The 23,428-nt window shown below is 48.1% G+C and carries 23 protein-coding genes and 1 tRNA gene; 17 read left to right on the top strand and 7 right to left on the bottom strand.

The annotated features are described in order from the left end of the window. Window positions 1-41 precede the first annotated feature (41 nt). The 16 genes from ACLJQD_RS16270 to ACLJQD_RS16195 all read left to right on the top strand — a co-directional run bounded on the left by ACLJQD_RS16270 (window position 42) and on the right by ACLJQD_RS16195 (window position 15,567). Window positions 42-563, top strand: a complete 522-nt coding sequence (locus ACLJQD_RS16270; RefSeq protein ID WP_023994441.1) for a KilA-N domain-containing protein — start codon at window positions 42-44, stop codon at window positions 561-563. A 473-nt stretch (window positions 564-1,036) separates the two neighbouring features. After that, complete coding sequence (locus ACLJQD_RS16265) at window positions 1,037-1,279, top strand: DUF2560 family protein (protein ID WP_023217190.1); 243 nt, start codon at window positions 1,037-1,039, stop codon at window positions 1,277-1,279. Between the two features lie 2 nt (window positions 1,280-1,281). Further along, on the top strand, window positions 1,282-1,686 hold the full coding sequence (locus ACLJQD_RS16260) for a hypothetical protein (protein ID WP_017441430.1): 405 nt from the start codon (window positions 1,282-1,284) through the stop codon (window positions 1,684-1,686). Window positions 1,687-1,689: 3 nt separating this feature from the next. After that, a complete protein-coding gene (locus ACLJQD_RS16255; RefSeq protein ID WP_000729924.1) occupies window positions 1,690-2,178 on the top strand; it encodes a DNA-packaging protein in 489 nt (162 codons plus the stop codon). After that, a complete protein-coding gene (locus tag ACLJQD_RS16250) occupies window positions 2,156-3,655 on the top strand; it encodes a terminase large subunit (RefSeq protein ID WP_017441431.1) in 1,500 nt (499 codons plus the stop codon). The genes ACLJQD_RS16255 and ACLJQD_RS16250 overlap by 23 nt, the downstream gene beginning before the upstream one ends. After that, complete coding sequence (locus tag ACLJQD_RS16245; protein ID WP_017441432.1) at window positions 3,655-5,832, top strand: portal protein; 2,178 nt, start codon at window positions 3,655-3,657, stop codon at window positions 5,830-5,832. The genes ACLJQD_RS16250 and ACLJQD_RS16245 overlap by 1 nt, the downstream gene beginning before the upstream one ends. 13 nt (window positions 5,833-5,845) lie before the next feature. Then, window positions 5,846-6,757 carry a scaffold protein gene (locus tag ACLJQD_RS16240; RefSeq protein ID WP_017441433.1) on the top strand — a complete coding sequence of 304 codons (912 nt, stop codon included), beginning with the start codon at window positions 5,846-5,848 and terminating at the stop codon, window positions 6,755-6,757. Further along, window positions 6,757-8,049: a P22 phage major capsid protein family protein gene (locus tag ACLJQD_RS16235; RefSeq protein ID WP_410967621.1), complete on the top strand. Its 1,293-nt coding sequence runs from the start codon at window positions 6,757-6,759 to the stop codon at window positions 8,047-8,049. Before ACLJQD_RS16240 ends, ACLJQD_RS16235 begins: the two co-directional genes overlap by 1 nt. A gap of 40 nt (window positions 8,050-8,089) precedes the next feature. After that, the gene (locus ACLJQD_RS16230; RefSeq protein ID WP_000538675.1) at window positions 8,090-8,650 is read left to right on the top strand and encodes a hypothetical protein; all 561 of its coding nucleotides are present in this window, start codon (window positions 8,090-8,092) and stop codon (window positions 8,648-8,650) included. Beyond that, complete coding sequence (locus ACLJQD_RS16225) at window positions 8,634-9,134, top strand: packaged DNA stabilization gp4 family protein (protein WP_010835893.1); 501 nt, start codon at window positions 8,634-8,636, stop codon at window positions 9,132-9,134. Before ACLJQD_RS16230 ends, ACLJQD_RS16225 begins: the two co-directional genes overlap by 17 nt. Then, window positions 9,094-10,512 (top strand): packaged DNA stabilization protein gp10, encoded by a 1,419-nt coding sequence (locus tag ACLJQD_RS16220; protein WP_023198766.1) that lies wholly within the window; start codon window positions 9,094-9,096, stop codon window positions 10,510-10,512. The genes ACLJQD_RS16225 and ACLJQD_RS16220 overlap by 41 nt, the downstream gene beginning before the upstream one ends. A 3-nt stretch (window positions 10,513-10,515) precedes the next feature. After that, the gene (locus ACLJQD_RS16215; RefSeq protein ID WP_023198767.1) at window positions 10,516-11,217 is read left to right on the top strand and encodes a hypothetical protein; all 702 of its coding nucleotides are present in this window, start codon (window positions 10,516-10,518) and stop codon (window positions 11,215-11,217) included. Further along, window positions 11,217-11,678: a DUF2824 family protein gene (locus tag ACLJQD_RS16210; protein ID WP_017441438.1), complete on the top strand. Its 462-nt coding sequence runs from the start codon at window positions 11,217-11,219 to the stop codon at window positions 11,676-11,678. Before ACLJQD_RS16215 ends, ACLJQD_RS16210 begins: the two co-directional genes overlap by 1 nt. 2 nt (window positions 11,679-11,680) lie before the next feature. Continuing rightward, window positions 11,681-12,370, top strand: a complete 690-nt coding sequence (locus ACLJQD_RS16205) for a hypothetical protein (protein ID WP_023198768.1) — start codon at window positions 11,681-11,683, stop codon at window positions 12,368-12,370. Window positions 12,371-12,379: 9 nt separating this feature from the next. Then, a complete protein-coding gene (locus tag ACLJQD_RS16200) occupies window positions 12,380-13,750 on the top strand; it encodes a phage DNA ejection protein (protein WP_023198769.1) in 1,371 nt (456 codons plus the stop codon). Further along, window positions 13,750-15,567, top strand: coding sequence for a hypothetical protein (locus tag ACLJQD_RS16195; protein WP_024156488.1), 1,818 nt, complete (start codon window positions 13,750-13,752; stop codon window positions 15,565-15,567). Before ACLJQD_RS16200 ends, ACLJQD_RS16195 begins: the two co-directional genes overlap by 1 nt. Before the next feature lie 17 nt (window positions 15,568-15,584). Here the strand turns inward: ACLJQD_RS16195 and ACLJQD_RS16190 are convergent, their stop codons facing one another. Then, window positions 15,585-15,914 (bottom strand): hypothetical protein, encoded by a 330-nt coding sequence (locus ACLJQD_RS16190; protein WP_023198770.1) that lies wholly within the window; start codon window positions 15,912-15,914, stop codon window positions 15,585-15,587. A gap of 238 nt (window positions 15,915-16,152) precedes the next feature. Between ACLJQD_RS16190 and ACLJQD_RS16185 the strand changes: the two genes are divergently transcribed. Then, window positions 16,153-17,940, top strand: coding sequence for a phage tailspike protein (locus tag ACLJQD_RS16185; RefSeq protein WP_017441443.1), 1,788 nt, complete (start codon window positions 16,153-16,155; stop codon window positions 17,938-17,940). Window positions 17,941-17,971: 31 nt separating this feature from the next. Here the strand turns inward: ACLJQD_RS16185 and ACLJQD_RS16180 are convergent, their stop codons facing one another. From ACLJQD_RS16180 to ACLJQD_RS16155, 6 genes are all read right to left on the bottom strand, one after another. After that, the gene (locus ACLJQD_RS16180; RefSeq protein WP_024137322.1) at window positions 17,972-19,426 is read right to left on the bottom strand and encodes a hypothetical protein; all 1,455 of its coding nucleotides are present in this window, start codon (window positions 19,424-19,426) and stop codon (window positions 17,972-17,974) included. Then, complete coding sequence (locus ACLJQD_RS16175; protein ID WP_410967620.1) at window positions 19,416-20,342, bottom strand: glycosyltransferase family 2 protein; 927 nt, start codon at window positions 20,340-20,342, stop codon at window positions 19,416-19,418. The genes ACLJQD_RS16180 and ACLJQD_RS16175 overlap by 11 nt, the downstream gene beginning before the upstream one ends. Further along, entirely contained in the window at window positions 20,339-20,701 is a 363-nt protein-coding gene (locus ACLJQD_RS16170; RefSeq protein ID WP_000915518.1) for a GtrA family protein, read from the bottom strand. Before ACLJQD_RS16170 ends, ACLJQD_RS16175 begins: the two co-directional genes overlap by 4 nt. Window positions 20,702-20,836: 135 nt before the next feature. Next, window positions 20,837-22,006, bottom strand: a complete 1,170-nt coding sequence (locus ACLJQD_RS16165; protein ID WP_023199727.1) for a tyrosine-type recombinase/integrase — start codon at window positions 22,004-22,006, stop codon at window positions 20,837-20,839. A 163-nt stretch (window positions 22,007-22,169) separates the two neighbouring features. Continuing rightward, a tRNA-Arg gene (locus ACLJQD_RS16160) sits at window positions 22,170-22,244 on the bottom strand. Window positions 22,245-22,319: 75 nt separating this feature from the next. After that, window positions 22,320-23,261 carry a formate/nitrite transporter family protein gene (locus ACLJQD_RS16155; protein WP_017441448.1) on the bottom strand — a complete coding sequence of 314 codons (942 nt, stop codon included), beginning with the start codon at window positions 23,259-23,261 and terminating at the stop codon, window positions 22,320-22,322. Window positions 23,262-23,428 lie beyond the last annotated feature (167 nt).

Below are 23,428 nucleotides of genomic sequence, written 5' to 3'. Positions count from 1 at the left end.
TTTCTGTGCGAACAGGCTCATCTTTCTAAAAGGTAAACGCTATGAATATCGTCCCACTCAATTACAAAGGCGAAGCCATCCGCTTCAATACTGATGGCTGGATTAATGCCACTGATATTGCAAAACGTTTCGGTAAGCGTCTGGATCACTGGTTGTCCAACGCTGAAACTCTCGAATACGTTAGAGCATTGGATGAGGTTTATTCAGGTGAACCATCGAAAATTCTACATACCCGTGATTCCGGGTATGTAAAAACAAGCAAGGCACGAAAGGACAGGGGCGGCGGAACATGGCTGCATCCAAAGTTATCAGTTGCCTTTGCAAGATGGTGCGATCCGAAATTCTCCGTCTGGTGCGACCTGCACATTGATAGCCTGCTTCGTGGTGAACTGACTGAGCAGCAGAAATATGAGCAAGCGTGTCGCATTCGTGATGACCGGAAATCAAAAGCCAGCAATGGAGCAAGAGAGATGGCTCGCTGGCGATGGGATAAGCCGGTCATTGAAGCCAATGTTGAGTTCTGGCGCGAGCAACTACAGTTGACTCTCGATATCGCGTGCTGATGGTAAACGCAAAACTGCGTTATCGGGAAAATCAAAGAATTACGAGAACTGCTAAACGGCTATCCATTACAAAGCCTATCTACGGGTGGGCTTTGTAATGAAACCTGAGTTTATTTCCTGTCAAACAATATTCAATTAGCAGCAGTACAGCTAAACAACCCAAGCCAGTAAGTGGGGAAATAACACTGGCAGCCACTGAAAGATGAACCTCCTGCCTTATGGCAAAAAAAGATTCTTTGTGGTGGCGGACTGATGGAAAGACATCCTAATACCAGCCAAACATTGAAGGAGTTGTTATGTCAGCAGAAGGTTTCAATAACCCATCCAAATTCAGGGATGAGTGGGATAGCAGCGTAAAGAGTAAGTGATGCCATCACAAAAGCCATTCCCTAAAGAGTGGCTTTGATAATCGCTTATACCCTACACGGGATAGCTTAACTGATATCCCTTTTAACGGATAAACGGAGCCAACAATGGCAGAGATTATTACCATGACTGAAGAACAGAAATTCCAGTTAGAGATTTACAAACTGGTCATGAACCAGAACGCAGCCGCAGAAGAAGCATTTCAATTCATCGGCACTGATGAGCTGAAGCTTGAGTTATTCAAGATTCACTTCCAGTCAGGCGGCGCTAATTCTGATATCACGACCCGCACTATCGAAGCGGTTCGTAAATCGAGGGAAGCATTAGACCTGTTCACTGCCGGAGCATAATCATGGCAAATCCAAATTTCACGCCATCATGGCCTCTCTACAAAGATGCTGACGGTGTATATGTGTCTGCTCTTCCGATTAAAGCTATCAAATACGCTAATGACGGAAGTGCAAGCGCAGAATTCGACGGTCCGTATGCTGACCAGTACATGTCAGCGCAAACAGTAGCCGTATTCAAGCCGGAGGTCGGTGGATATCTGTTCCGGAGCCAGTACGGCGAGCTGCTCTATATGAGCAAGACAGCATTTGAAGCTAAGTACACTTCTGCAAGCGGTTCAGTAACGAATGCAGAGACGGCGGATAAGTTATCTACTGCTCGCACTATCACACTAACCGGCGCTGTCACAGGTTCAACGTCCTTTGATGGTTCGGCTAACGTGACTATCGCAACAACATCAGGAAGTTAACTTATGGCAGCACCAAAGGGCAACCGATTCTGGGAGGCCCGCAGTAGTCATGGGCGTAACCCGAAATTCGAGTCGCCTGAGGCGCTGTGGGCTGCTTGTTGTGAATACTTCGAGTGGGTGGAGGCTAACCCACTATGGGAGATGAAGGCTTTCTCATATCAAGGAGAAGTTACACAAGAGCCTATCGCCAAGATGAGGGCGATGACCATCACTGGGCTAACGCTATTCCTCGATGTGACGCTTGAGACATGGCGACAATACAGGGTGAGAGAAGACTTATCTGAGGTCGTTACGCGAGCAGAGCAAATCATCTACGACCAAAAATTCTCCGGCGCAGCCGCTGATCTTCTCAACGCTAACATCATCGCCCGCGATTTGGGCCTCAAAGAGCAGTCGCAAGTTGAAGACGTGACACCTGATAAGGGAGATCGCGATAAGCGCCGCTCTCGTATCAAGGAGCTATTCAACCGTGGAACTGGACGCGATTCTTGATAACCTGAGCGACGAAGAGCAAATCGAATTGCTCGAGCTACTCGAAGAAGAAGAGAAATACCGGAACACACACCTGCTATATGAATTTACGCCATACAGCAAACAGCGTGAATTCATCGACGCCGGGCATGACTATCCAGAGCGCTGTTTTATGGCTGGTAACCAGCTTGGTAAGTCATTTACTGGTGCTGCTGAAGTCGCGTTTCACCTTACCGGGCGTTATCCGGGAACAAAAGGCTACCCGGATGATGGTAAATATGGCGGAGAGTGGAAGGGTAAGCGTTTCTATGAGCCTGTCGTCTTCTGGATTGGCGGCGAGACAAACGAGACTGTAACCAAAACGACTCAACGCATCCTGTGCGGTCGTATCGAAGAGAATGACGAGCCTGGCTACGGTTCCATACCGAAAGAAGACATCATTAGCTGGAAGAAGTCTCCTTTCTTTCCGAACCTTGTTGATCATCTTCTGGTTAAGCATCACACGGCTGATGGTGTTGAAGATGGCATTTCAATCTGCTACTTCAAGCCATACTCGCAAGGCCGTGCACGCTGGCAGGGTGACACAATCCACGGCGTGTGGTTTGACGAAGAGCCACCATACAGCATTTATGGCGAAGGTCTTACCCGTACAAACAAATACGGGCAATTCTCAATTCTGACGTTTACCCCGCTGATGGGGATGTCTGACGTTGTTACCAAGTTCCTGAAGAATCCCAGCAAGTCGCAGAAAGTGGTCAACATGACCATCTATGACGCTGAGCACTACACCGACGAGCAGAAAGAGCAAATCATCGCATCCTATCCTGAGCATGAGAGAGAGGCGCGTGCTCGCGGTATTCCTACGATGGGTAGCGGTCGAATATTCCAGATACCGGAAGAGACGATTAAGTGCCAGCCGTTTGAGTGTCCCGATCACTTCTATGTTATCGACGCTCAGGACTTCGGCTGGAACCACCCGCAAGCTCACATTCAGCTTTGGTGGGACAAAGACGCAGATGTTTTCTATCTGGCGCGTGTGTGGAAGAAATCAGAGAACACCGCAGTTCAGGCATGGGGTGCTGTTAAGTCGTGGGCTAACAAAATACCTGTCGCGTGGCCTCATGACGGTCACCAACACGAAAAGGGCGGTGGTGAGCAACTTAAAACCCAATATGCGGACGCCGGGTTCTCTATGCTTCCCGAACACGCAACGTTCCCGGATGGCGGTAACTCAGTAGAGTCAGGCATTAGTGAACTTCGTGACCTGATGCTTGAAGGAAGATTCAAAGTATTCAACACATGCGAACCATTTTTTGAAGAGTTCCGCCTATATCATCGCGATGAGAACGGCAAGATTGTCAAGACCAACGATGATGTGCTCGATGCTACTCGCTACGGCTACATGATGCGCCGCTTCGCCAGGATGATGCGCGATATCAGAAAGCCGAAAGAAAAGAAAATCCCCGCACCGATTAGACCAGTACGCAGAGGACGATAATGGCCGACAATGAAAACAGGCTGGAGAGCATCCTGTCGCGCTTTGATGCGGACTGGACAGCCAGTGATGAAGCCAGACGAGAGGCTAAGAACGATCTGTTCTTTAGTCGGATCAGCCAATGGGATGACTGGCTATCACAATACACAACCCTGCAATATCGCGGGCAGTTCGATGTGGTACGACCAGTGGTGCGCAAACTCGTTTCTGAGATGCGTCAGAACCCTGTTGATGTTCTGTATCGCCCAAAGGATGGAGCAAGTCCTGACGCTGCTGATGTGCTAATGGGAATGTATCGCACAGACATGCGACACAATACGGCAAAAATCGCGGTCAACGTCGCTGTTCGTGAGCAGATTGAATCTGGCGTAGGTGCGTGGCGTCTGGTCACTGACTACGAAGATCAAAGTCCGACGAGCAACAATCAGGTTATCCGTCGAGAGCCTATCCATAGTGCCTGCTCCCATGTTATCTGGGACAGCAACAGCAAACTGATGGACAAGTCTGACGCCCGTCACTGCACAGTTATCCACTCAATGAGCCAGAATGGTTGGGAGGATTTCGCAGAAAAATACGACCTTGATGCTGATGATATTCCATCATTCCAGAACCCCAACGATTGGGTATTTCCATGGCTGACGCAGGACACAATTCAGATCGCTGAGTTTTACGAAGTGGTCGAGAAGAAAGAGACGGCGTTTATCTACCAAGACCCGGTTACGGGTGAGCCGGTAAGCTACTTTAAGCGCGATATTAAAGACGTCATCGACGACCTGGCTGATAGTGGATTTATCAAAATTGCAGAGCGCCAGATTAAGCGTCGCCGGGTATACAAATCGATTATCACCTGCACCGCTGTACTCAAAGACAAGCAGCTCATTGCTGGCGAACATATCCCCATTGTTCCGGTATTCGGCGAGTGGGGCTTCGTTGAAGATAAAGAAGTGTATGAGGGTGTCGTCCGCCTGACAAAAGACGGTCAGCGTCTGCGCAACATGATTATGTCGTTCAACGCCGACATCGTGGCCCGTACTCCGAAGAAGAAGCCGTTCTTCTGGCCTGAACAGATTGCAGGCTTTGAGCATATGTATGACGGTAACGACGATTACCCGTATTACCTGCTCAATCGCACGGATGAGAACAACGGAGAAATGCCAACTCAGCCGCTGGCATACTATGAAAATCCGGAAGTTCCACAGGCCAATGCCTATATGCTGGAAGCTGCAACCAGCGCAGTAAAAGAGGTTGCCACTCTTGGTGTAGATGCTGGGTCGGTTAATGGTAATCAGGTTGCATTCGATACCGTAAACCAACTCAATATGCGGGCTGACCTTGAGACATACGTGTTTCAGGATAATCTGGCTACCGCTATGCGCCGTGACGGTGAGATTTACCAGTCGATAGTTAACGACATCTACGATGTTCCTCGCAGCGTGACAATCACCCTTGAGGATGGCAGTGAAAAAGAGGTTCAGCTAATGGCTGAGGTTGTTGACCTTGCCACTGGTGAGCGGCAGGTACTGAACGATATCAGGGGGCGCTATGAGTGCTACACGGATGTTGGACCATCATTCCAGTCCATGAAGCAGCAAAACCGCGCAGAAATTCTTGAGTTGCTCGGCAAGACGCCACAGGGAACGCCAGAATATCAACTGCTGTTGCTTCAGTACTTCACCCTGCTTGATGGTAAAGGTGTCGAGATGATGCGTGACTATGCCAATAAGCAGCTTATTCAGATGGGCGTTAAGAAGCCGGAAACACCTGAAGAGCAGCAATGGTTTGTCGAAGCGCAGCAGGCCAAACAAGGACAGCAAGACCCGGCAATGGTTCAGGCGCAGGGTGTGCTGTTGCAAGGTCAGGCTGAACTGGCTAAAGCGCAGAATCAGACGCTATCTCTTCAAATCGACGCGGCTAAAGTCGAAGCTCAAAACCAACTTAACGCTGCGAAAATCGCAGAAATATTCAACAATATGGATCTCAATAAACAGTCCGAGTTTAGAGAGTTCCTCAAAACCGTTGCTTCATTCCAGCAGGACCGCAGCGAAGACGCTCGCGCAAATGCTGAGTTACTCCTTAAAGGCAATGAACAGACGCACAAGCAGCGAATGGACATTGCCAATATCCTGCGATCGCAGAGACAAAATCAACCTTCCGGCAGTGTAGCCGAGACACCTCAATAAGAGAGAGTTAATCATGAAACCAACCACCGAAATTCAGGCAACTGAAGACTTAACCCTGTCCGGCGATTATGCAGCGGCATCTGCTGATAGCTTAGTTGTCGATAATGCCAACGACAATGCAGGTCAGGAAGAGGGCTTTGAGATTGTCCTGAAGGACGATGAGACAGCACCAAAACAAGACCCGGCAAAGAACGCAGAATTCGCCCGCCGCCGCATCGAGCGCAAACGACAGCGCGAGCTTGAGCAGCAGATGGAAGCAGTTAAACGCGGAGAATTGCCGGAGAGTTTACGGGTAAACCCTGACCTCCCACCTCAGCCGGATATTAATGCCTATCTGTCAGAAGAAGGCCTGGCCAAATATGACTATGACAACAGCCGTGCGCTTGCCGCTTTCAATGCTGCCAATACCGAATGGCTAATGAAAGCGCAGGACGCCCGCAGCAATGCCGTAGCAGAACAGGGCCGCAAGACTCAGGAGTTTACCCAGCAATCAGCGCAATACGTCGAAGCTGCCCGCAAACACTATGACGCGGCAGAAAAGCTCAATATCCCTGACTATCAGGAGAAAGAAGACGCATTTATGCAACTGGTTCCGCCTGCGGTTGGGGCCGACATTATGCGCCTGTTCCCGGAGAAGTCTGCCGCGCTCATGTATCACCTTGGTGCAAACCCGGAGAAAGCCCGCCAGTTACTGGCGATGGATGGGCAGTCCGCGCTGATTGAACTAACTCGACTATCCGAACGCTTAACTCTCAAGCCTCGCGGTAAACAAATCTCTTCCGCTCCCCCTGCTGACCAGCCGATTACCGGTGATGTCAGCGCAGCAAATAAAGATGCCATTCGTAAACAGATGGATGCGGCTGCGAGCAAGGGCGATGTGGAAACTTACCGCAAGCTAAAGGCAAAACTTAAAGGAATCCGATAATGGCTTTGAACGAAGGTCAAATTGTTACACTGGCGGTGGATGAGATTATTGACACCATCTCCGCAATCACTCCAATGGCGCAGAAAGCCAAGAAATATACCCCGCCTGCGGCTTCTATGCAGCGCTCCAGCAATACCATCTGGATGCCTGTAGAGCAGGAGTCCCCCACTCAGGAAGGTTGGGATTTAACTGATAAAGCGACAGGGTTACTGGAGCTTAACGTCGCGGTAAACATGGGAGAGCCGGATAACGACTTCTTCCAGTTACGCGCAGATGACTTGCGAGACGAGACTGCGTATCGTCACCGAATCCAGTCCGCAGCACGCAAACTGGCTAACAACGTTGAGCTGAAAGTCGCAAACATGGCCGCCGAGATGGGGTCATTGGTTATCACTTCGCCGGATGCAATCGGCACTAATACCGCAGACGCATGGAACTTTGTGGCCGACGCAGAAGAAATCATGTTCTCCCGCGAACTTAACCGCGACATGGGCACATCGTACTTCTTCAACCCGCAGGACTACAAAAAGGCGGGTTATGACCTGACCAAGCGTGATATCTTCGGGCGCATCCCTGAAGAAGCGTACCGCGATGGCACCATTCAGCGTCAGGTTGCTGGCTTCGATGATGTCCTGCGCTCTCCGAAACTTCCTGTGCTGACAAAATCCACCGCAACTGTCATCACTGTATCCGGTGCGCAGTCCTTCAAGCCTGTCGCATGGCAACTGGATAACGATGGCAACAAAGTTAACGTTGATAACCGTTTTGCTACCGTCACCCTGTCTGCAACTACCGGCCTGAAACGCGGCGACAAAATTTCGTTTACTGGCGTGAAGTTCCTTGGTCAGATGGCTAAGAACGTACTGGCGCAGGACGCGACTTTCTCCGTAGTTCGCGTTGTTGATGGTACTCACGTTGAAATCACGCCGAAGCCTGTAGCACTGGATGATGTTTCTCTTTCTCCTGAGCAACGCGCCTACGCCAACGTTAACACCTCACTGGCTGATGCAATGGCGGTGAACATCCTGAACGTTAAGGATGCCCGTACCAACGTGTTCTGGGCTGATGACGCCATCCGTATTGTGTCTCAGCCGATTCCGGCCAACCATGAGCTTTTTGCAGGTATGAAAACTACCTCATTCAGCATCCCGGATGTCGGCCTGAACGGTATCTTCGCTACGCAGGGGGATATTTCCACCCTGTCCGGCCTGTGCCGTATTGCGCTGTGGTACGGCGTAAACGCGACACGACCGGAAGCAATCGGAGTTGGCCTGCCTGGTCAGACTGCGTAACTAACAGGGGCTTCGGCCCCTTTTTTATTTGAGGTGACACATGGGTGTAATGCTATATAAGCAGGGTCGTGGAACGAAGGTATGGGGCAAGGAAGTTCAGGTTAAAGTTGTCGATGACGGCGACGTAGAAGATCACCTTGCCGATGGTTGGGTTAAGCATCCAAATCTAGTGCCGGAGACCAATGACGAACCAATCGGCGAGTCAGGCGTGGTCAAGAAAGACATGGGTGAAGTGTCTGATGGATACCACACCTTTAACGAACTATATGCACATCGAGTGCGCCTGTTTTCAACGCTAATGAATGCCTTCCGCGAAAGCGCATGGTGGAGCTTCCAGCATCATGACGGCGAGCAATGGGATGGATGGGTGTTAGCTGGCATCGACACCCCAGAAGGCGCGGTAACATACCACCTCCCAGAGAGTGAAATTGAACATCTGCCTAAAGGCACGGAAATTGAGTTTGGCAAGGAATGGGACGGCCACACGGCAGATGATGTGTTGAATCGCCTGCTAAGCCTGCGACCGAAAGAGCCGGCAACCAAAGAACGCAAAAAGCCAGGACCAAAGCCTAAGGCGGAAAGCGATGCAGATAAAGACTAAAGGCGATCTGGTCAGGGCGGCGCTGCGTAAGCTTGGTGTAGCATCAGATGCAACTCTCACTGATGTTGAGCCACAGTCTATGCAGGATGCCGTTGATGATCTGGAAGCGATGATGGCTGAGTGGTATCAGGACGGAAAGGGCATCATCACCGGCTATGTATTCTCAGATGATGACAATCCTCCCGCTGAAGGTGATGATCACGGTCTTCGCTCAAGCGCAGTCAGCGCAGTATTCCACAATCTGGCCTGCAGAATCGCTCCGGATTATGCGCTTGAGGCCACAGCGAAAATTATCGCTACAGCTAAATACGGGAAGGAACTTCTCTACAAGCAGACCGCCATCGCCAGAGCTAAACGAGCGCCTTACCCGTCACGTATGCCAACTGGCAGTGGAAACAGTTTCGCCAATCTGAACGAATGGCATTATTTCCCCGGAGAGCAGAATGCCGATTCAACAACTCCCCATGATGAAGGGAATGGGTAAGGACTTCAAGAATGCCGACTACATTGATTACCTACCAATCAACATGTTGGCCACACCGAAAGAAGTCCTCAACTCATCGGGTTATTTACGCTCATTCCCGGGCATAGCGAAGCGCAACGATGTAAATGGTGTATCGCGTGGCGTTGAATACAATACCGCTCAGAACGCTGTATATCGCGTTTTAGGAAGTAAGCTCTACAAAGGGGAAGCCGTAGTAGGTGATGTAGCCGGAAGCGGTCGCGTATCAATGGCACATGGTCGGACATCACAGGCGGTAGGCGTTAATGGTCAACTGGTCGAGTATCGCTATGATGGCATGGTTAAAACCGTCTCAAACTGGCCTGCAGACAGCGGATTCACGCAGTATGAGTTAGGTTCAGTCCGTGACATTACGCGCTTACGTGGGCGTTACGCATGGTCAAAAGACGGAACCGATTCATGGTTTATCACTGACCTCGAAGATGAGTCGCATCCTGACCGCTACAGCGCACAATATCGCGCAGAGTCGCAGCCTGACGGCATCATCGGCATCGGAACATGGAGAGACTTCATCGTCTGCTTTGGTTCGTCAACGATAGAGTATTTCTCCCTGACAGGCGCAACCACCGCTGGCGCTGCGTTGTATGTCGCACAGCCATCGTTGATGGTACAGAAGGGCATTGCCGGAACATACTGTAAAACGCCATTCGCTGACTCATATGCATTCATCAGTCATCCGGCTACTGGCGCACCTTCCGTCTACATCATCGGGTCAGGGCAAGCTTCACCAATTGCGACGGCCAGTATTGAGAAGATTATCCGCTCATACACAGCTGAAGAACTGGCGACTGGTGTAATGGAGACTTTGCGCTTCGATTCTCATGAGCTTCTGATTATTCATCTCCCTCGTCATGTTCTGGTTTACGACGCATCGTCAAGTCAGAACGGACCGCAATGGTGTGTGCTGAAAACAGGGCTTTACGATGATGTATATCGTGCTGTCGACTTCATGTATGAAGGCAACCAGATAACGTGCGGCGATAAATCAGAAGCGGTGACGGGGCAGTTGCAATTCGACATCAGTAGTCAGTACGACAAGCAGCAAGAACACCTGTTGTTTACGCCCCTCTTCAAGGCAGATAACGCCAGATGCTTCGACCTCGAAGTTGAATCATCCACTGGTGTTGCTCAATACGCTGACCGCCTGTTCCTGTCTGCAACCACAGACGGAATCAATTACGGTCGCGAACAGATGATTGAGCAGAATGAGCCGTTTGTGTACGACAAGAGAGTTTTATGGAAGCGTGTAGGTCGTATTCGTCGATTAATCGGATTCAAACTGCGGGTAATCACCAAATCACCAGTAACACTATCCGGGTGTCAAATTCGTCTGGAGTAAAATATGGCAGACCCGTCACTTAATAATCCCGTCATCATTCAGGCTACTCGTCTTGATGCCTCAATCCTCCCACGCAACATCTTCAGCCGGTCCTATCTGCTCTACGTAATCGCGCAGGGGACTGACGTTGGCGCTATTGCGGGAAAGGCAAACGAAGCAGGGCAAGGCGCCTATGACGCGCAGGTAAAGAACGATGAGCAGGATGTTGAGCTTGCAGACCACGAAGAGAGAATTCAACAGTTACGCATTGACGTAGACGACCATGAAATACGTATTACTGCAAATGCCAATGCAATTGCGGTACTGGATGTCAGACTAACCACGGCTGAAGGCAAAATAGTCACCTTGCAGGCTGATGTCAGTGCTCTTGATGGTAGGGTTACGGCTGCTGAAAGCACTATTTCTTCATTGCAGGCTGATTACGTATCGAAGTCAGCAACTGCTTCTCAATCGCTGGCGTCACCTCTCAACGTGACAACGTCCTATTCAGTTGGCGGCACTAAAGTTATCGGTGCTCGACAGACCGGATGGACAGCAGCAACAGGCGCTGCGCTTCTCGGTGCATTCAACGCTAACCAGACTTACACGGTCAGTGCCACATATACGCAGTCTGAGGTATCAGCTCTGGCTACCGGATTGCAGCAGGCGCGACAGCGTATCAAAGCTCTCGAAGATGCAATACGAACTCATGGATTAATCAACTGATGATTACATTCACTCCCACCCGAAACATCGACCTGATAGAAACTGTCGGCAACCATCCCGACATCATCGCAGGGAGCAACAACGGTGACGGATACGACTACAAACCTGACACGAAATATTTCGAAGTCCACGTACATGGTGAGTTCGGAGGCATCGTCTATTACCACGAAACGCAGCCGTTAACATTCGACTGTCACGCGATGTATTTGCCGCATGCCAGAGGATTCAGTAAAGATATCGGCCTGGCATTCTGGCGACACATCATTACTACGACCAACTTTGCCTGCGTGATTTCCTATGCGGCGCGTAAGTTCCGTCACGGCCAGATTTACTGCGCGATGATCGGACTTAACCGCGTGGGAACCATTAAGAAGTATTTCAAAGGCGTAGACGACGTCACTTTCTATTCAGCAACCCGCGAAGAACTAATCGACTTCCTCCAGAAACACTCCAGGAGCTAACCATGAGCAATATTTTTGCACTGGGCAGGAAACTGCGCGGTGAGGAACCTCTTTGGCCTGAAAAAGGTGGTAAGGGCGGTTCATCCAGCAGCGGTCAGAAGGAGGCGGCGCAGGCAACAAAATATGCGGCAGACCTTCAGAACGAACAGTTTAACCGTGTCATGGAGCAGCTTGCACCATACGCGGCAGCCGGATTGCCAGCTCTCCAGCAAATCCAGCAATTATCTACGCTGGAAGGGCAGGGTAATGCGCTGAATGATTACTACGGGTCAAATCAATTCAAGAATCAGGCAGACCAATTAAGATATCAGGCGCTAAATTCAGCTGAGGCTACAGGTGGATTAGGCTCTACCGCAACAACAAATTCACTGGCTGCAATAGCGCCAACGCTTGGGCAAAACTGGCTTTCCGGCCAGATGCAGAATTACGGCAACCTGTTAAATGTCGGTCAGTCTGCGGCAGCCGGTCAGGCATCTGCAGGTCAGAACTACGCCAACAACGCCGGAAATCTCGCACAGCAGATGGCGGCTATCCGCTCTCAGGGCTCTGGACAATCCACGCTTGGTAGCGCCATTAGCGGCGGTACGAGCGGTGCACTTGCCGGTGCTGGTATTGCAAGCCTGTTAGGTACTTCCACGCCATGGGGCGCTGGTATCGGTGCTGGTATCGGATTGCTTGGCTCTCTCTTCTAAGGAGTTATCGTGGCTACATTTCAACTCGCTGGTCTGCCATCAATGCAGGTGGCAAACCAAAACGCTCCCGGGCAGCCATCACTATCAAGCTACGACTTTAGCCAGCGTCCAAATGTAGGCGTTCAACTTGCTCAGGGGCTTGGCGCAGTTGGCCAGGCAATACAGCAGAATGAGGCTGCTCAGAGGCTTTCTGACTTTCAAAAAGCTTTCGGTCAGGCTTATGCGGCAGGTGATCGGGACGCCTTGCGTCAACTTGCAGCCACCAATCCAGACCAGATTGAAACAATTCGTCAGGGCATGGGCTTTGTTGATGCTGACAGAAATCAGGCGATGGGCGATATGTCTGCACGATTGAATATTGCCGCCGCTCAGGGGCCTGAAGCGGTGATGCGAGAGCTTGCCACTCACCAGAATACGCTGCAGCAAATTGGCGTATCTCCTGAACAGGCGTGGCAGACATATCAACAAAGCCCTGAAGGCTTCACGCAGTTAACAGACCTTATTGGAATGCACGCGGTAGGACCAGAAAAGTATTTTGATATTCAGGACAAGTTGACAGGTCGCGAGATTGATCGAGGTCGACTTGCTGAAACAATCCGCAGCAATAAAGCAGGGGAAGGACTTCAGGCTCGCGGGCAAAATATTACTATGCGCGGACAAGACATGTCAGCCTCTACAGCCCGCCGCGGTCAGGATTTGGCAATGCAAAGGGCAAACGCCAGAACGATATCAGGAGTTGAGGGGAATCGGGTCGTTCAGCTTGCAGATGGTAGAACAGTCAACATTGACGGAAAACTTCACGGCGCAGGGGCGAATGCATTTTACGAAGGCATTGACGATAACGGCAATATGGTTCGCGTACCGGCAAGTGCTATTGCTGCACCTCCAACGTCTGCGGCAAGTGCACAGAACTACGCGATGAAGAAAGACATTGACGCAATCGCAAATGCAGATGCTTCTGCTCTCGATTTCATGACTGGCATGACTGGCGGAGCAGGAAATCCGGCAATTGGTGCAGATGTTAGCAGCCGACTCACAGGCAAAGAGCAACGCCAGTTATATAACTCCGCACAACGTATTCAGGGAAGAATGCAGAATCAGGGCGTGGCAGCAGCAAGAGATATGGGCGCTAGCGGTATCAACACCATTGCAGAAGCGAAGATGTATTTTCAGGGGATGCCGCAAGTTGACTACTCAAGCCCGGAGGCTATGCAGCAGTCTATTCGTGAGATACAGGAATACACCAACAATTATAACCAGCAGTACAACGTTGATGTTGGTAATGGTGGGCAGAAATCATCAAGGCAGCAGCCAGCGACTCAGCAATCAGTCGGAGGAAGCTACACGTCTAAATCCGGCATTCAATTCACGGTGGAATGATGAAAGTAACTGCAAACGGTAAGACATTCACCTTTCCTGATGGTACAAGCACTGAGGATATTGGTGCCGCCATTGATGAGTATTTTTCTGGGCAGGCATCGGCAGTAGAAACACAACCAGCAGAACAGCAGACAGAACCATCATTAATGCAGCGTGCCGGTGATTTCCTGACTGGCGGGCAGGGCGCAGGACAAATCGCCGAGCAGGCTGGACGCGGGCTGGTAAACATACCTTTTGATGTATTGCAGGGTGGGGCGAGCCTCATTAACGCAATTAGTCAGGGGTTAGGCGGCCCGAAAGTGCTGGATGACGTGTATCGCCCCGTTGACCGACCGACCGATCCATATGCTCAGGCAGGGGAGGCTATTGGTGGGTATCTTGTCCCTGGGGTTGGAGTGGCGGGTAATATGGCTATCGGGTCAATCGCTGAGGCCGCTAATCAGCAAGGTGATTTTGCTGGCAATGTTGCAAAGAATGCCGCCATCAACCTTGTGGCGCAAGGGGCTTTATCGGCTGTTGCAAAAGGGATAGGAAGGGGAGTGACAGCGCTGCGAGGTGATATATCTCCTGCAGATCAGCAATTGCTCAAGCGTGCCGCTGCGGCAGATGTACCAGTTATGACATCGGATGTAGTCCCTCCAAAAACAAAGCTCGGCAATCAACTGCAGGATTACTCAGAGGGGGTCATCGCTGGAACTGGACCAATGAGAGCTGCTCAGCAGGATGCCAGATCCAAGCTTGTTAATCGTTTCACCGAAAAATACGGCGACTATGATCCATCGGTAGTAGTTGATAGCCTAAGGTCAGGTGTTGCAAGGGAAAAATCGTTAGCCAAGTCAAAGCTAAACGACCTGTCAGGTAGAATGGTTGGTAAGACAGTTGATACAAGGGGTGCCATAAGAGCTATCGACGGCGCAGTAAACGAACTTGGAAAACTTAAAGGTGTTTCTGATACCCAGACCATTTCTGCTCTTAATGATTACAAGAATGCCATTCAGGAGATATCCAGTGGCGATGATGCCTTTGAGTTACTTGATAAGCTAAGAACTCAGTTCCGCATTGACGTAAAAGGCGATCGCACAGTTCTGCCATCAATGTCGCAAACAATGGTAGACAGGGTCTATAACTCGCTAACCAATAGCCTTAGTAAATCTATAGCGAAAGGAATTAGCCCAAAAGATGCTTCAGCATGGAGAGCAGGAAAAGCTGATTATGCAAAAATGGCAACGCATGCAACTCAGACGCGACTTAAAAACGTTCTAAACAAAGGCGATTTAACACCAGAGACTGTAAATACCATTGTTTATGGGCAATATGGGTCAGATATAGCTCGATTGTACGGGAAACTCGATCAAAAAGGCAAAGACATGCTAAGGGCTGCATATATCAGCAAAATAGCTGACAAGGTAGGTGACAGCCCTCAGAAAATGATGACCGAGCTTGGCAAGCTGCAAAAACAAGCAAATGGTCAAGTGTTTAAAACTGTATTTGGCGGGAAGCACGGAAAAGAGATAGAGGGGATGCTATCTATTCTCGAAGCTACCAAAAGAGCATCTGAGGCCAATGTTGTGACAAAAACTGGTATGACACTTGCGCCTTTAGTAAGGGTTATTGGTAATCTAAAAACTGGTGGCGCTCTCTTGGCCGGTGAAACAGGAATTGGCCTTATGTCTAGGGTTTATGAAAGCCCTATGGCAAGGAATGCGCTCTTACGTCTGGCGAATACTAAGGCAGGAACGCCAGCCTATGAAAGAGCGTTGAGTCAGGCTGCTACGGCTGTAAGGCCGCTACTGGCTAACCAGGCAACACAGCAGTGATTAAACGCCATGGATGGCTATTTAATTCTCTTTTCAATAGCTGCAATTATTCCTTTTCCTGATGTTTCAGGAGATTTTGTAGCCATATAAGACGAAAAAATCATGTCCGTCATTCTTTCATAACTTACTATTTCCCACTTAGCCAGTGCATTGGACAGTTTGTAGTTGTCATCAGTTAGTGTCCTTATGGAATTTTTTAAGTGTGTATTCTCTTCCGTTAATCGTTCAATTTTTGCATCAATTTCATATGGGTGATCTAATGCCTGAACCTTTTTCTTGAGGGCAACTAACTCTGCATAGAGTGCGCAACAGGCTATACCAAGAACTAATACTATTATTTCTAACACGCCAACCTCCTTAGTTTTGTGCAGGATACCATGAGGTAAGCGCAAGGGGGAGCAAAGCAAGTTGTAGGTGATAGAACGGTATTTCCGCATGGATAATGTTGAAGAATAAAGAATTACCTCCTTCATTATATCGCTACTGACAGATAACCAACGCAACTACCCAGCACTGGCTGGGTTTTTATGCCCAAAATTCACCGTGGACACGCTGCGGCGATTCATTGCATCTGGAGCACATTAAATGACAGATATCACTGCCAACGTAGTTGTTTCTAACCCTCGTCCAATCTTCACTGAATCCCGTTCGTTTAAAGCTGTTGCTAATGGGAAAATTTACATTGGTAAGATAGATACCGATCCGGTTAATCCTGCTAATCAGATACCCGTATACATTGAAAATGAGGATGGATCTCACGTCCAGATTGCTCAGCCGCTAATTATCAACTCAGCCGGTAAAATCGTATACAACGGTCAACTGGTGAAAATTGTCACCGTTCAGGGTCATAGCATGGCTATCTATGATGCCTATGGTTTTCAGGTTGATTATATTGCTAACGTATTGAAGTATGACCCAGATCAGCTCCGACAAGAACTGGCTGAGCCGGATGGATCTAAAAAAGTAGGGTATAAAGACAGTAACGTATATGACACATTGAACAGGCATGATAATGAATTAGCGAAGCTTGAGTTAAAATTCAAATCATTTCAGGCTATGCGTGATGATGATTCAAATGAGATCGGAGACTACGCTCTCCTGACAGGCTGGCATGAAGAGTATCAAGGTCATGGTGCTGGAGTATTTCAGTGCGTTGATAAAACTGGTTTAACGGACGACGGTGGCACTATTGCGGTTGGCTCTACGTATGCGTGGAAACGTATCACGGGTCCGGGAGATGCAACTGAGTTTGGAGTTGTTCCGAACGCCGGGAGTGCGTTTGATAATAAGCAGTATATTGAGTCGGCAGAAAGTGTAAAAAAGTGCATTTTGCCAGCCGCAGAATATTATTCAACAAAGATTATATTGGTTAATGGTTGTATCTCAGGAAATGGTGGGATAGCTGTATTGCGACAAATGAGTGATGATGTTACCGGTGGTAATTACATCGAAATTTCAGCGCAGAACTGGGATAGTAGGATAAAGAATGGTGTAATTAAAGACTTAGCGGTCTATCCATTAAGCGGAACAACGGCCATACATAGCAGTTTTACACAATACTTTGATATAGTAAATGTCACAACATCTGGTGGCTATAACGGAATGTTTTTAGAAGGAGTTGGCAACTGGAATTTAAGAGGATGCACCTTTTATGGCGCGAAAAATAACGGTTGCAGAATTGAGACGCGCTACAATGACCCTGTTAATCTTTTGATGCCAATTGGTACATTTATATTTTTCTCGCAATGTGCGTTCCGTGATACTTCAGCAGGTCCTGGTTGTGTTGTCGTGCATACACCATCAGTATTCTTTGAACAATGTACCTTTTTTTATAACGCAACTGTTGGTCTTTATTGTAACTCAAATAACATTAACATGCTCAACTTTACGGTCGTAAATGCAAGTAACTGTGATTTTGATAGTAACCTAAGTGGCTCTATACACTGTCTGGCTGTGTGGTTATTGGACCTTAATCACAATTGGATTGGTGGCCCACGAGATAGTGACGGATTAGATAGTTCAGTTTTGCTTGAAGATTGTATGGATTTTAAAATTACTGGTAATGAGATAGTAGAAGGGACTGATAACGGCCTTTCACTGTATCGATGCAACAGAGGTAGCATTACCGGAAACGTATTGAGTGGAAATAAAAATAGTGGCCTTTTTCTTGATAGTTGCAATAGTATTGCGGCTACTGGAAACACACTTGGAAATCTTGATTGGACTAGGTTTCGGCAAAAAACTGGAGCCAACCTCAATGGAGAGCATATAGTGTTTACAGGAAATAGTCTCTGGAAAAACACAGATAATGCGATAATTAACAATGTTACGGTGGATCCACAGGTTGGATATAATTCGGTAATAAATTCTTAAGATGAATGGAAAGGCGCTTCTGCGCCTTTTTTTATTCTATGAATATTCTTGCGTCATCATAGTAAATTATATATGCATTATCAATCTCTTTTATACGACCTTCGCGGCCATACTGCGCTAATATCTTATCAATATCATGCTTGAACTCTGTGACGATATACCTTGATTTAAATCCATACCATGCTTTATTTGACAGCCAGTTTAACCTAGCCGCTTTGTTTTCTTCAGTAAACGTGACTGGCCTTACGTCGCCGTTTTTAAATAGAGAAACGGCAGACGCAACCCAGTATGTACCGTAACCATCACCGAGATTATTATCACGCACAAAGTTACTAATATCTTGTACTCTGGAATTGGGTAGCTTGTAATCCCCGCTTGGGAAGAAAATAAAAATCAGTATGATAGTTGAAGCAAAAGCATAGAGTTTTTGATCGGCTTGTGAATTGAGATAACGAGCAATCAAAGCAGATCCAGTAATAAAAGAGAAAACCAGATACCTTGTAGTTCCAAGGTCTACAGGCATATTACTTGCTACATATGCGACTGGCAGCAATACTGAGGAAATAGCCAATACAGTATCAACAAAAGTCTCTTTGAACCTGTTTCTGATAGCTACAACTAAAAGAGCCAACCAAATCATCATCACTGCAAATCTGCCGAATATCAGTGTATTGCTTGCAGAAAGTTGCTTTCCAAAAATGAAGGCGTCGAAATACTGGATGATACCAACAATGAAAAGATTCAGGTTGGACGGAATATTCTCATAGCTAACAAATGCTGGCGGCTGAGTGCCTGGCACGTTTAGTAAATCAAAATGATTTGCTATTAAAGCAAGTGACTTTGCTATGACAACACCAATAATAACTGCAAGTACATATCGCCACTTGCTGAAGTCCCTGTTTAACAATACATGCGCAGCAAAAGCAAAGACTATCGGTATAGTGATATAGTAGTTGAATATCGAGTCACTGAATACAGATGCAGCAGTGAGAGTCCCTACGCATGCCAGTTTAGTGGTTGTGTGCCTATCACACTTAAGCACATTTAAACAAACCAGAGCAAATATAATGGTTCCAACGTGTACACATGTCTCCAGTGTCATGGTTGATGCCAGCGGAGAGGAAATGATTACGCATGGAATTAGCGCTGCGATTGACCATTTTCTTTTCCCGTCTGTACGTGACAGTGCAAAGGCCAGCACAATAGCAATCGTATAAAATGTGGCTGGTAACACATACATCAGGTATATGCTGTCGCCAAAAACCCTGATTGCTATCGCATACCAAATCGCTTCAGTAAAATAAAAAGATACGGTTGAAAGCGTCCATCCGCGTAGCAGAATGTTTCCATCCGCCATATCCTTTGCTTCTAAAAATAAAGAGGCTCCGTCAGATGTAACTGGGTTATTGAAGGATATATAAAGGCATAGTGCGAAAACACATATCGAAAATATAGAATATAAAGTTACTGTGTTTCTATTTAACACTGTTCTTCCTCTTCAAAATATATTTAGGTCTTGCTTTGGTTTCAATGTAGATCCTTCCGATATACTCACCGAGTACACCGATACCAATCAGTTGGATGCCGCCGAGGAACAGGATTGAAACTAACAGAGACGGATACCCCCGCACGGCGTTACCGAACGCCAGAGTGTCGAATATCATCCAGGCACCATACAGGAATGCAACACCGGCGACAGCTAAACCGATGTAAGTCCAGATGCGAAGAGGGAAGGTTGAGAAGCTGGTAATCCCTTCCAGTGCCAGATTCCACAACTTCCAGCCGTTAAATTTCGAATCACCGGCTACGCGTTCAGCGCGGGCATATTTAACAACATCCGTTTTTCCGCCAACCCAACTGAGCACCCCCTTCATGAACAAGTTGCGTTCGGGCATTAATTTAATATTTTCGACAACCTCACGGCTCATTAACCGGAAATCACCGACGTTCTCTTCAATTTTCGGATTGCTGATTTTATTATGCAGCTTATAAAACCATTCGGCTGTCTTACGCTTCATGCGCCCGTCAGTTGAGCGGTCTGAGCGCTTAGCCAGCACCATATCCGCGCCAGCCTGCCACTTCTCAATGAGATGAGGGATAACCTCAATCGGGTCTTGCAGATCGACATCAATCGGAATTACTGCGTCACCAGTTGCATGGTCAAGTCCGGCAAACAGGGCTGGTTCTTTGCCAAAATTACGGGTGAATGACAGGGGAACGACAAGCGGATCGGACAGTGCCAGAGCGTTAATTAACGACTCAGTGGAGTCCCTGCTTCCGTCGTTGATGAAAACAATCTCAACTTCATACGGTTTCAGCTCTTCAAATTCGCGAACCGTTTTATAAAAAATTGGTATCGTGGCCTCTTCATTGAAGACCGGAACGACTAACGAGATTTTCATTTCGCATCCCTAAAGACAATGAACTTTGAATAAATGAATCCGCATATCAGGCTGATGAGGGAGAAAGTGATAAGAGTAATGATTGGTGGAAATGCGGATTTATCTGCAACCCATCCAACGGTAGCACTCAATGTTCCCATGAAACCAATATATAGCATATAACGCATAGTTGTGGTTGATGCGTTGAATGTGAATCTGGCGTTTGCAAAGAAGCTGAACGAAACAGCAATTACGAACCCGGCAAAGTTCGCCAGCGCCTGATTTGTATGCAAACCATAGAGGCATACTGCAAAAACAACCCAATGTATGAGCGTGTTCAGGATGCCTATCGATGTGTACTTAGCGAATAACTTTAGCATTATAAAAAACAATGAGTTCTTGGAGGCCGGAAGTTTAGCATTTGAGCAGTGAACGATCGACCTGTGACGCAAGAGAGTGATAAAAAATAGGTAAACACAGACTTTTAACCGATTTGCGAGACTTTTGTTACATTTTTATGGCACCTTCTCATCAAGCCAGTCCGCCCAAAATTGCATCATTTCTCTGCGGGTAGCCAGATATGCAGCATGGTTGTAAACTGAGCGCGTCCCGCCGCTTACGTGTGCCAGCTGCATCTCTATTGCGTCGCTGTTCCAGTGCTTCTCGTTGAGTACCGTGCTGAATTGATGTCTGAAACCGTGTCCGCATGTCTGCCCTTCATATCCTATGCCGCGGATTACACCAAGGACGGCATTTTCGCTGATTGGCTTCTTCCTGTCATTCCTTCCCGGGAAGCAAAGTTCGTACTGTCCGGTGATTTGTTGCAGGAATTTGAAAAGCGCTGTAACTTGCTCTGACATTGGAACGACATGCAGTTTTCTTCCTTTCATGACTTCAGGGTCAACGGTGATCAGCCTGTTTTCAAAGTCAATTCCTGACCATACCAACGAACGTAACTCCACTGTTCGCATTGCTGTATAGTGAAGAACTTGAGCAGCAATCTTACCTATAACCCAGCCTCCATACCCATTCAGCGCCCTCTGGAATTCGTGAATGCGATGCATAGGGAGGAAAGGGTAGTTGTTTTTTCTGTAACCCTTCATTGCCCCAACAAGGTCTGGAGCCGGATTATATTTAGCTCTTCCGGTTACTATTGCGTAGCTGAAAACCTCGCCACACCTGCGCCGAGCCTTATCAGCACGTTCCATCGCCCCTCTGTCCTCAAATAGCCTGATCACCTTCAGTAGCATCATCGGCTCCACCTCTTCCATTCTAAGATGCCCGATGAGCGGCAATATATCGTCAGTGAACATGTTCATCATTTCGTCAGCATATCCTTTCGACCATACCTTCGATTTATGAGCATGCCACTCCCTGAAGATATCACCGAACGAATCAGCTACTTCTTCCTTTTCCTTCTTCTTTATAGCCTGTTTCTGTTCTGATGGGTCCACGCCAGCAAGCAGCTTCATTTTCGCGTCAGATTGTTTTGCCCTGGCTTCGGTAAGCGAGATTTGCGGGTACGGTCCGATGACCAGCGTCTTTTCCTTTCCTTCGAACCGGTAGCGCATTCGCCACACCTTTTTGCCTGATGGAGGTACGAACAGGAACAGGCCTCCAGAATCAGCAAGGCGATATGATTTTTCTGCAGGTTTTGCTGCGTCAATTTGCTTAACCGTGAGCATGTGGGCATAAATCCGTGGTCATTTTAGCATGTGCCCACAATATGCCCGCATTATTGTGCGGTAGTCAACGATCTGCTACGAACGTCTAAGAACTTATTTTTGGTATAAGTAGTGATTATTAAGGGGATTCTAGAACTGTAACGAACGAGGAAGAACTGAAAAGTGGTGTCCCCTGCAGGAATCGAACCTGCAACTAGCCCTTAGGAGGGGCTCGTTATATCCATTTAACTAAGGGGACAACGCGGCGCCAGTATAGCGTTTTTTATTCGCCGGAGTAAGTGTAGCGCCGCCTGACTGGTTAAACCGTCGCCACTCAGCGCTGTTTTTCCGCTTTTTTCCGCTCCTGTTCCAGGCGCTCGCCGCGTAGCCTCGCTTCTTCCTTACGCTTATTGCTCATATCGTTGCGGATCTGCGCGTGGCTCATCAATGCGAAAATAAAGGTGCCGCCGCAGATATTTCCGGCAAGTGTGGGAAGGGCGAAGGGCCAGAGAAAGTCGCTCCAGGGCAGCGTGCCGTTGAAAACCAAATACAAAATTTCAACGGAACCGACGACAATATGGGTGGTATCGCCCAGCGCGATAAGCCATGTCATCAAAATAATGACCACAATCTTTGCCCCGCCTGCAGCAGGAAACATCCATACCATTGTGGCGATGATCCAGCCAGAGATAATCGCGTTGGCAAACATCTCCGTTGGGCTATTTTTCATGACCTCCATACCAATTTTGACAAAGGCGTCGCGGGTCTCTTCATCAAATATAGGCATATATTCAAATGCCCACGCCGCAACCCCGGTGCCAATAAGGTTGCCCAATAAGACTACGCCCCATAAGCGCATCAGCAGGCCAACGTTACTCAGAGTGGGATTTTGCATTACCGGCAATACGGCAGTAACGGTATTTTCAGTAAATAATTGCTGGCGGGCCATGATGACAATGATAAAACCAAAGGTATAGCCGAGATTTTCCAGTAAAAAGCCGCCGGGAACGCCTTCAAGCTGCACGTGAAAAATCCCTTTCGCCAGGAGTGATGCCCCCATAGAAAGTCCTGCGGCAATGGCTGACCAGAGCAAAGCCATCGCATCGCGTTCCATCTCTTTTTCACCATCCTGGCGAATATGTTCATGAATCGCCATGGCGCGGGAAGGAAGACGATCTTCATCCACTTCAATCTCTTTACCGATTTGTTTTTCTTCGCTTTCAACTTCCAGGTCACTGCTTTGCCGGTTAATTTTATCGTCGTTAAGGCTATCCATGATGATCTCTGCTGATTAACACATATTAATAAAGCGTAGCGGTTTTTCATTTACCCAGGCCGGGGCATTCTCCGAAAAAATAAAAATGATCACGCTCGTTTTTATCTGTTTCGTTAGAATAGGGCCGTCACGTTGTTGCGTTACCAGGCTATGCTCAGAGCAATGAG

Origin of the sequence: Salmonella sp. SAL04214, from assembly GCF_046550615.1 — a bacterium.
GTDB lineage: Bacteria > Pseudomonadota > Gammaproteobacteria > Enterobacterales > Enterobacteriaceae > Salmonella > Salmonella enterica.
The sequence above is the reverse complement of the archived record's forward strand: the minus strand, read 5'-3'. Positions and strand labels throughout refer to the sequence as shown.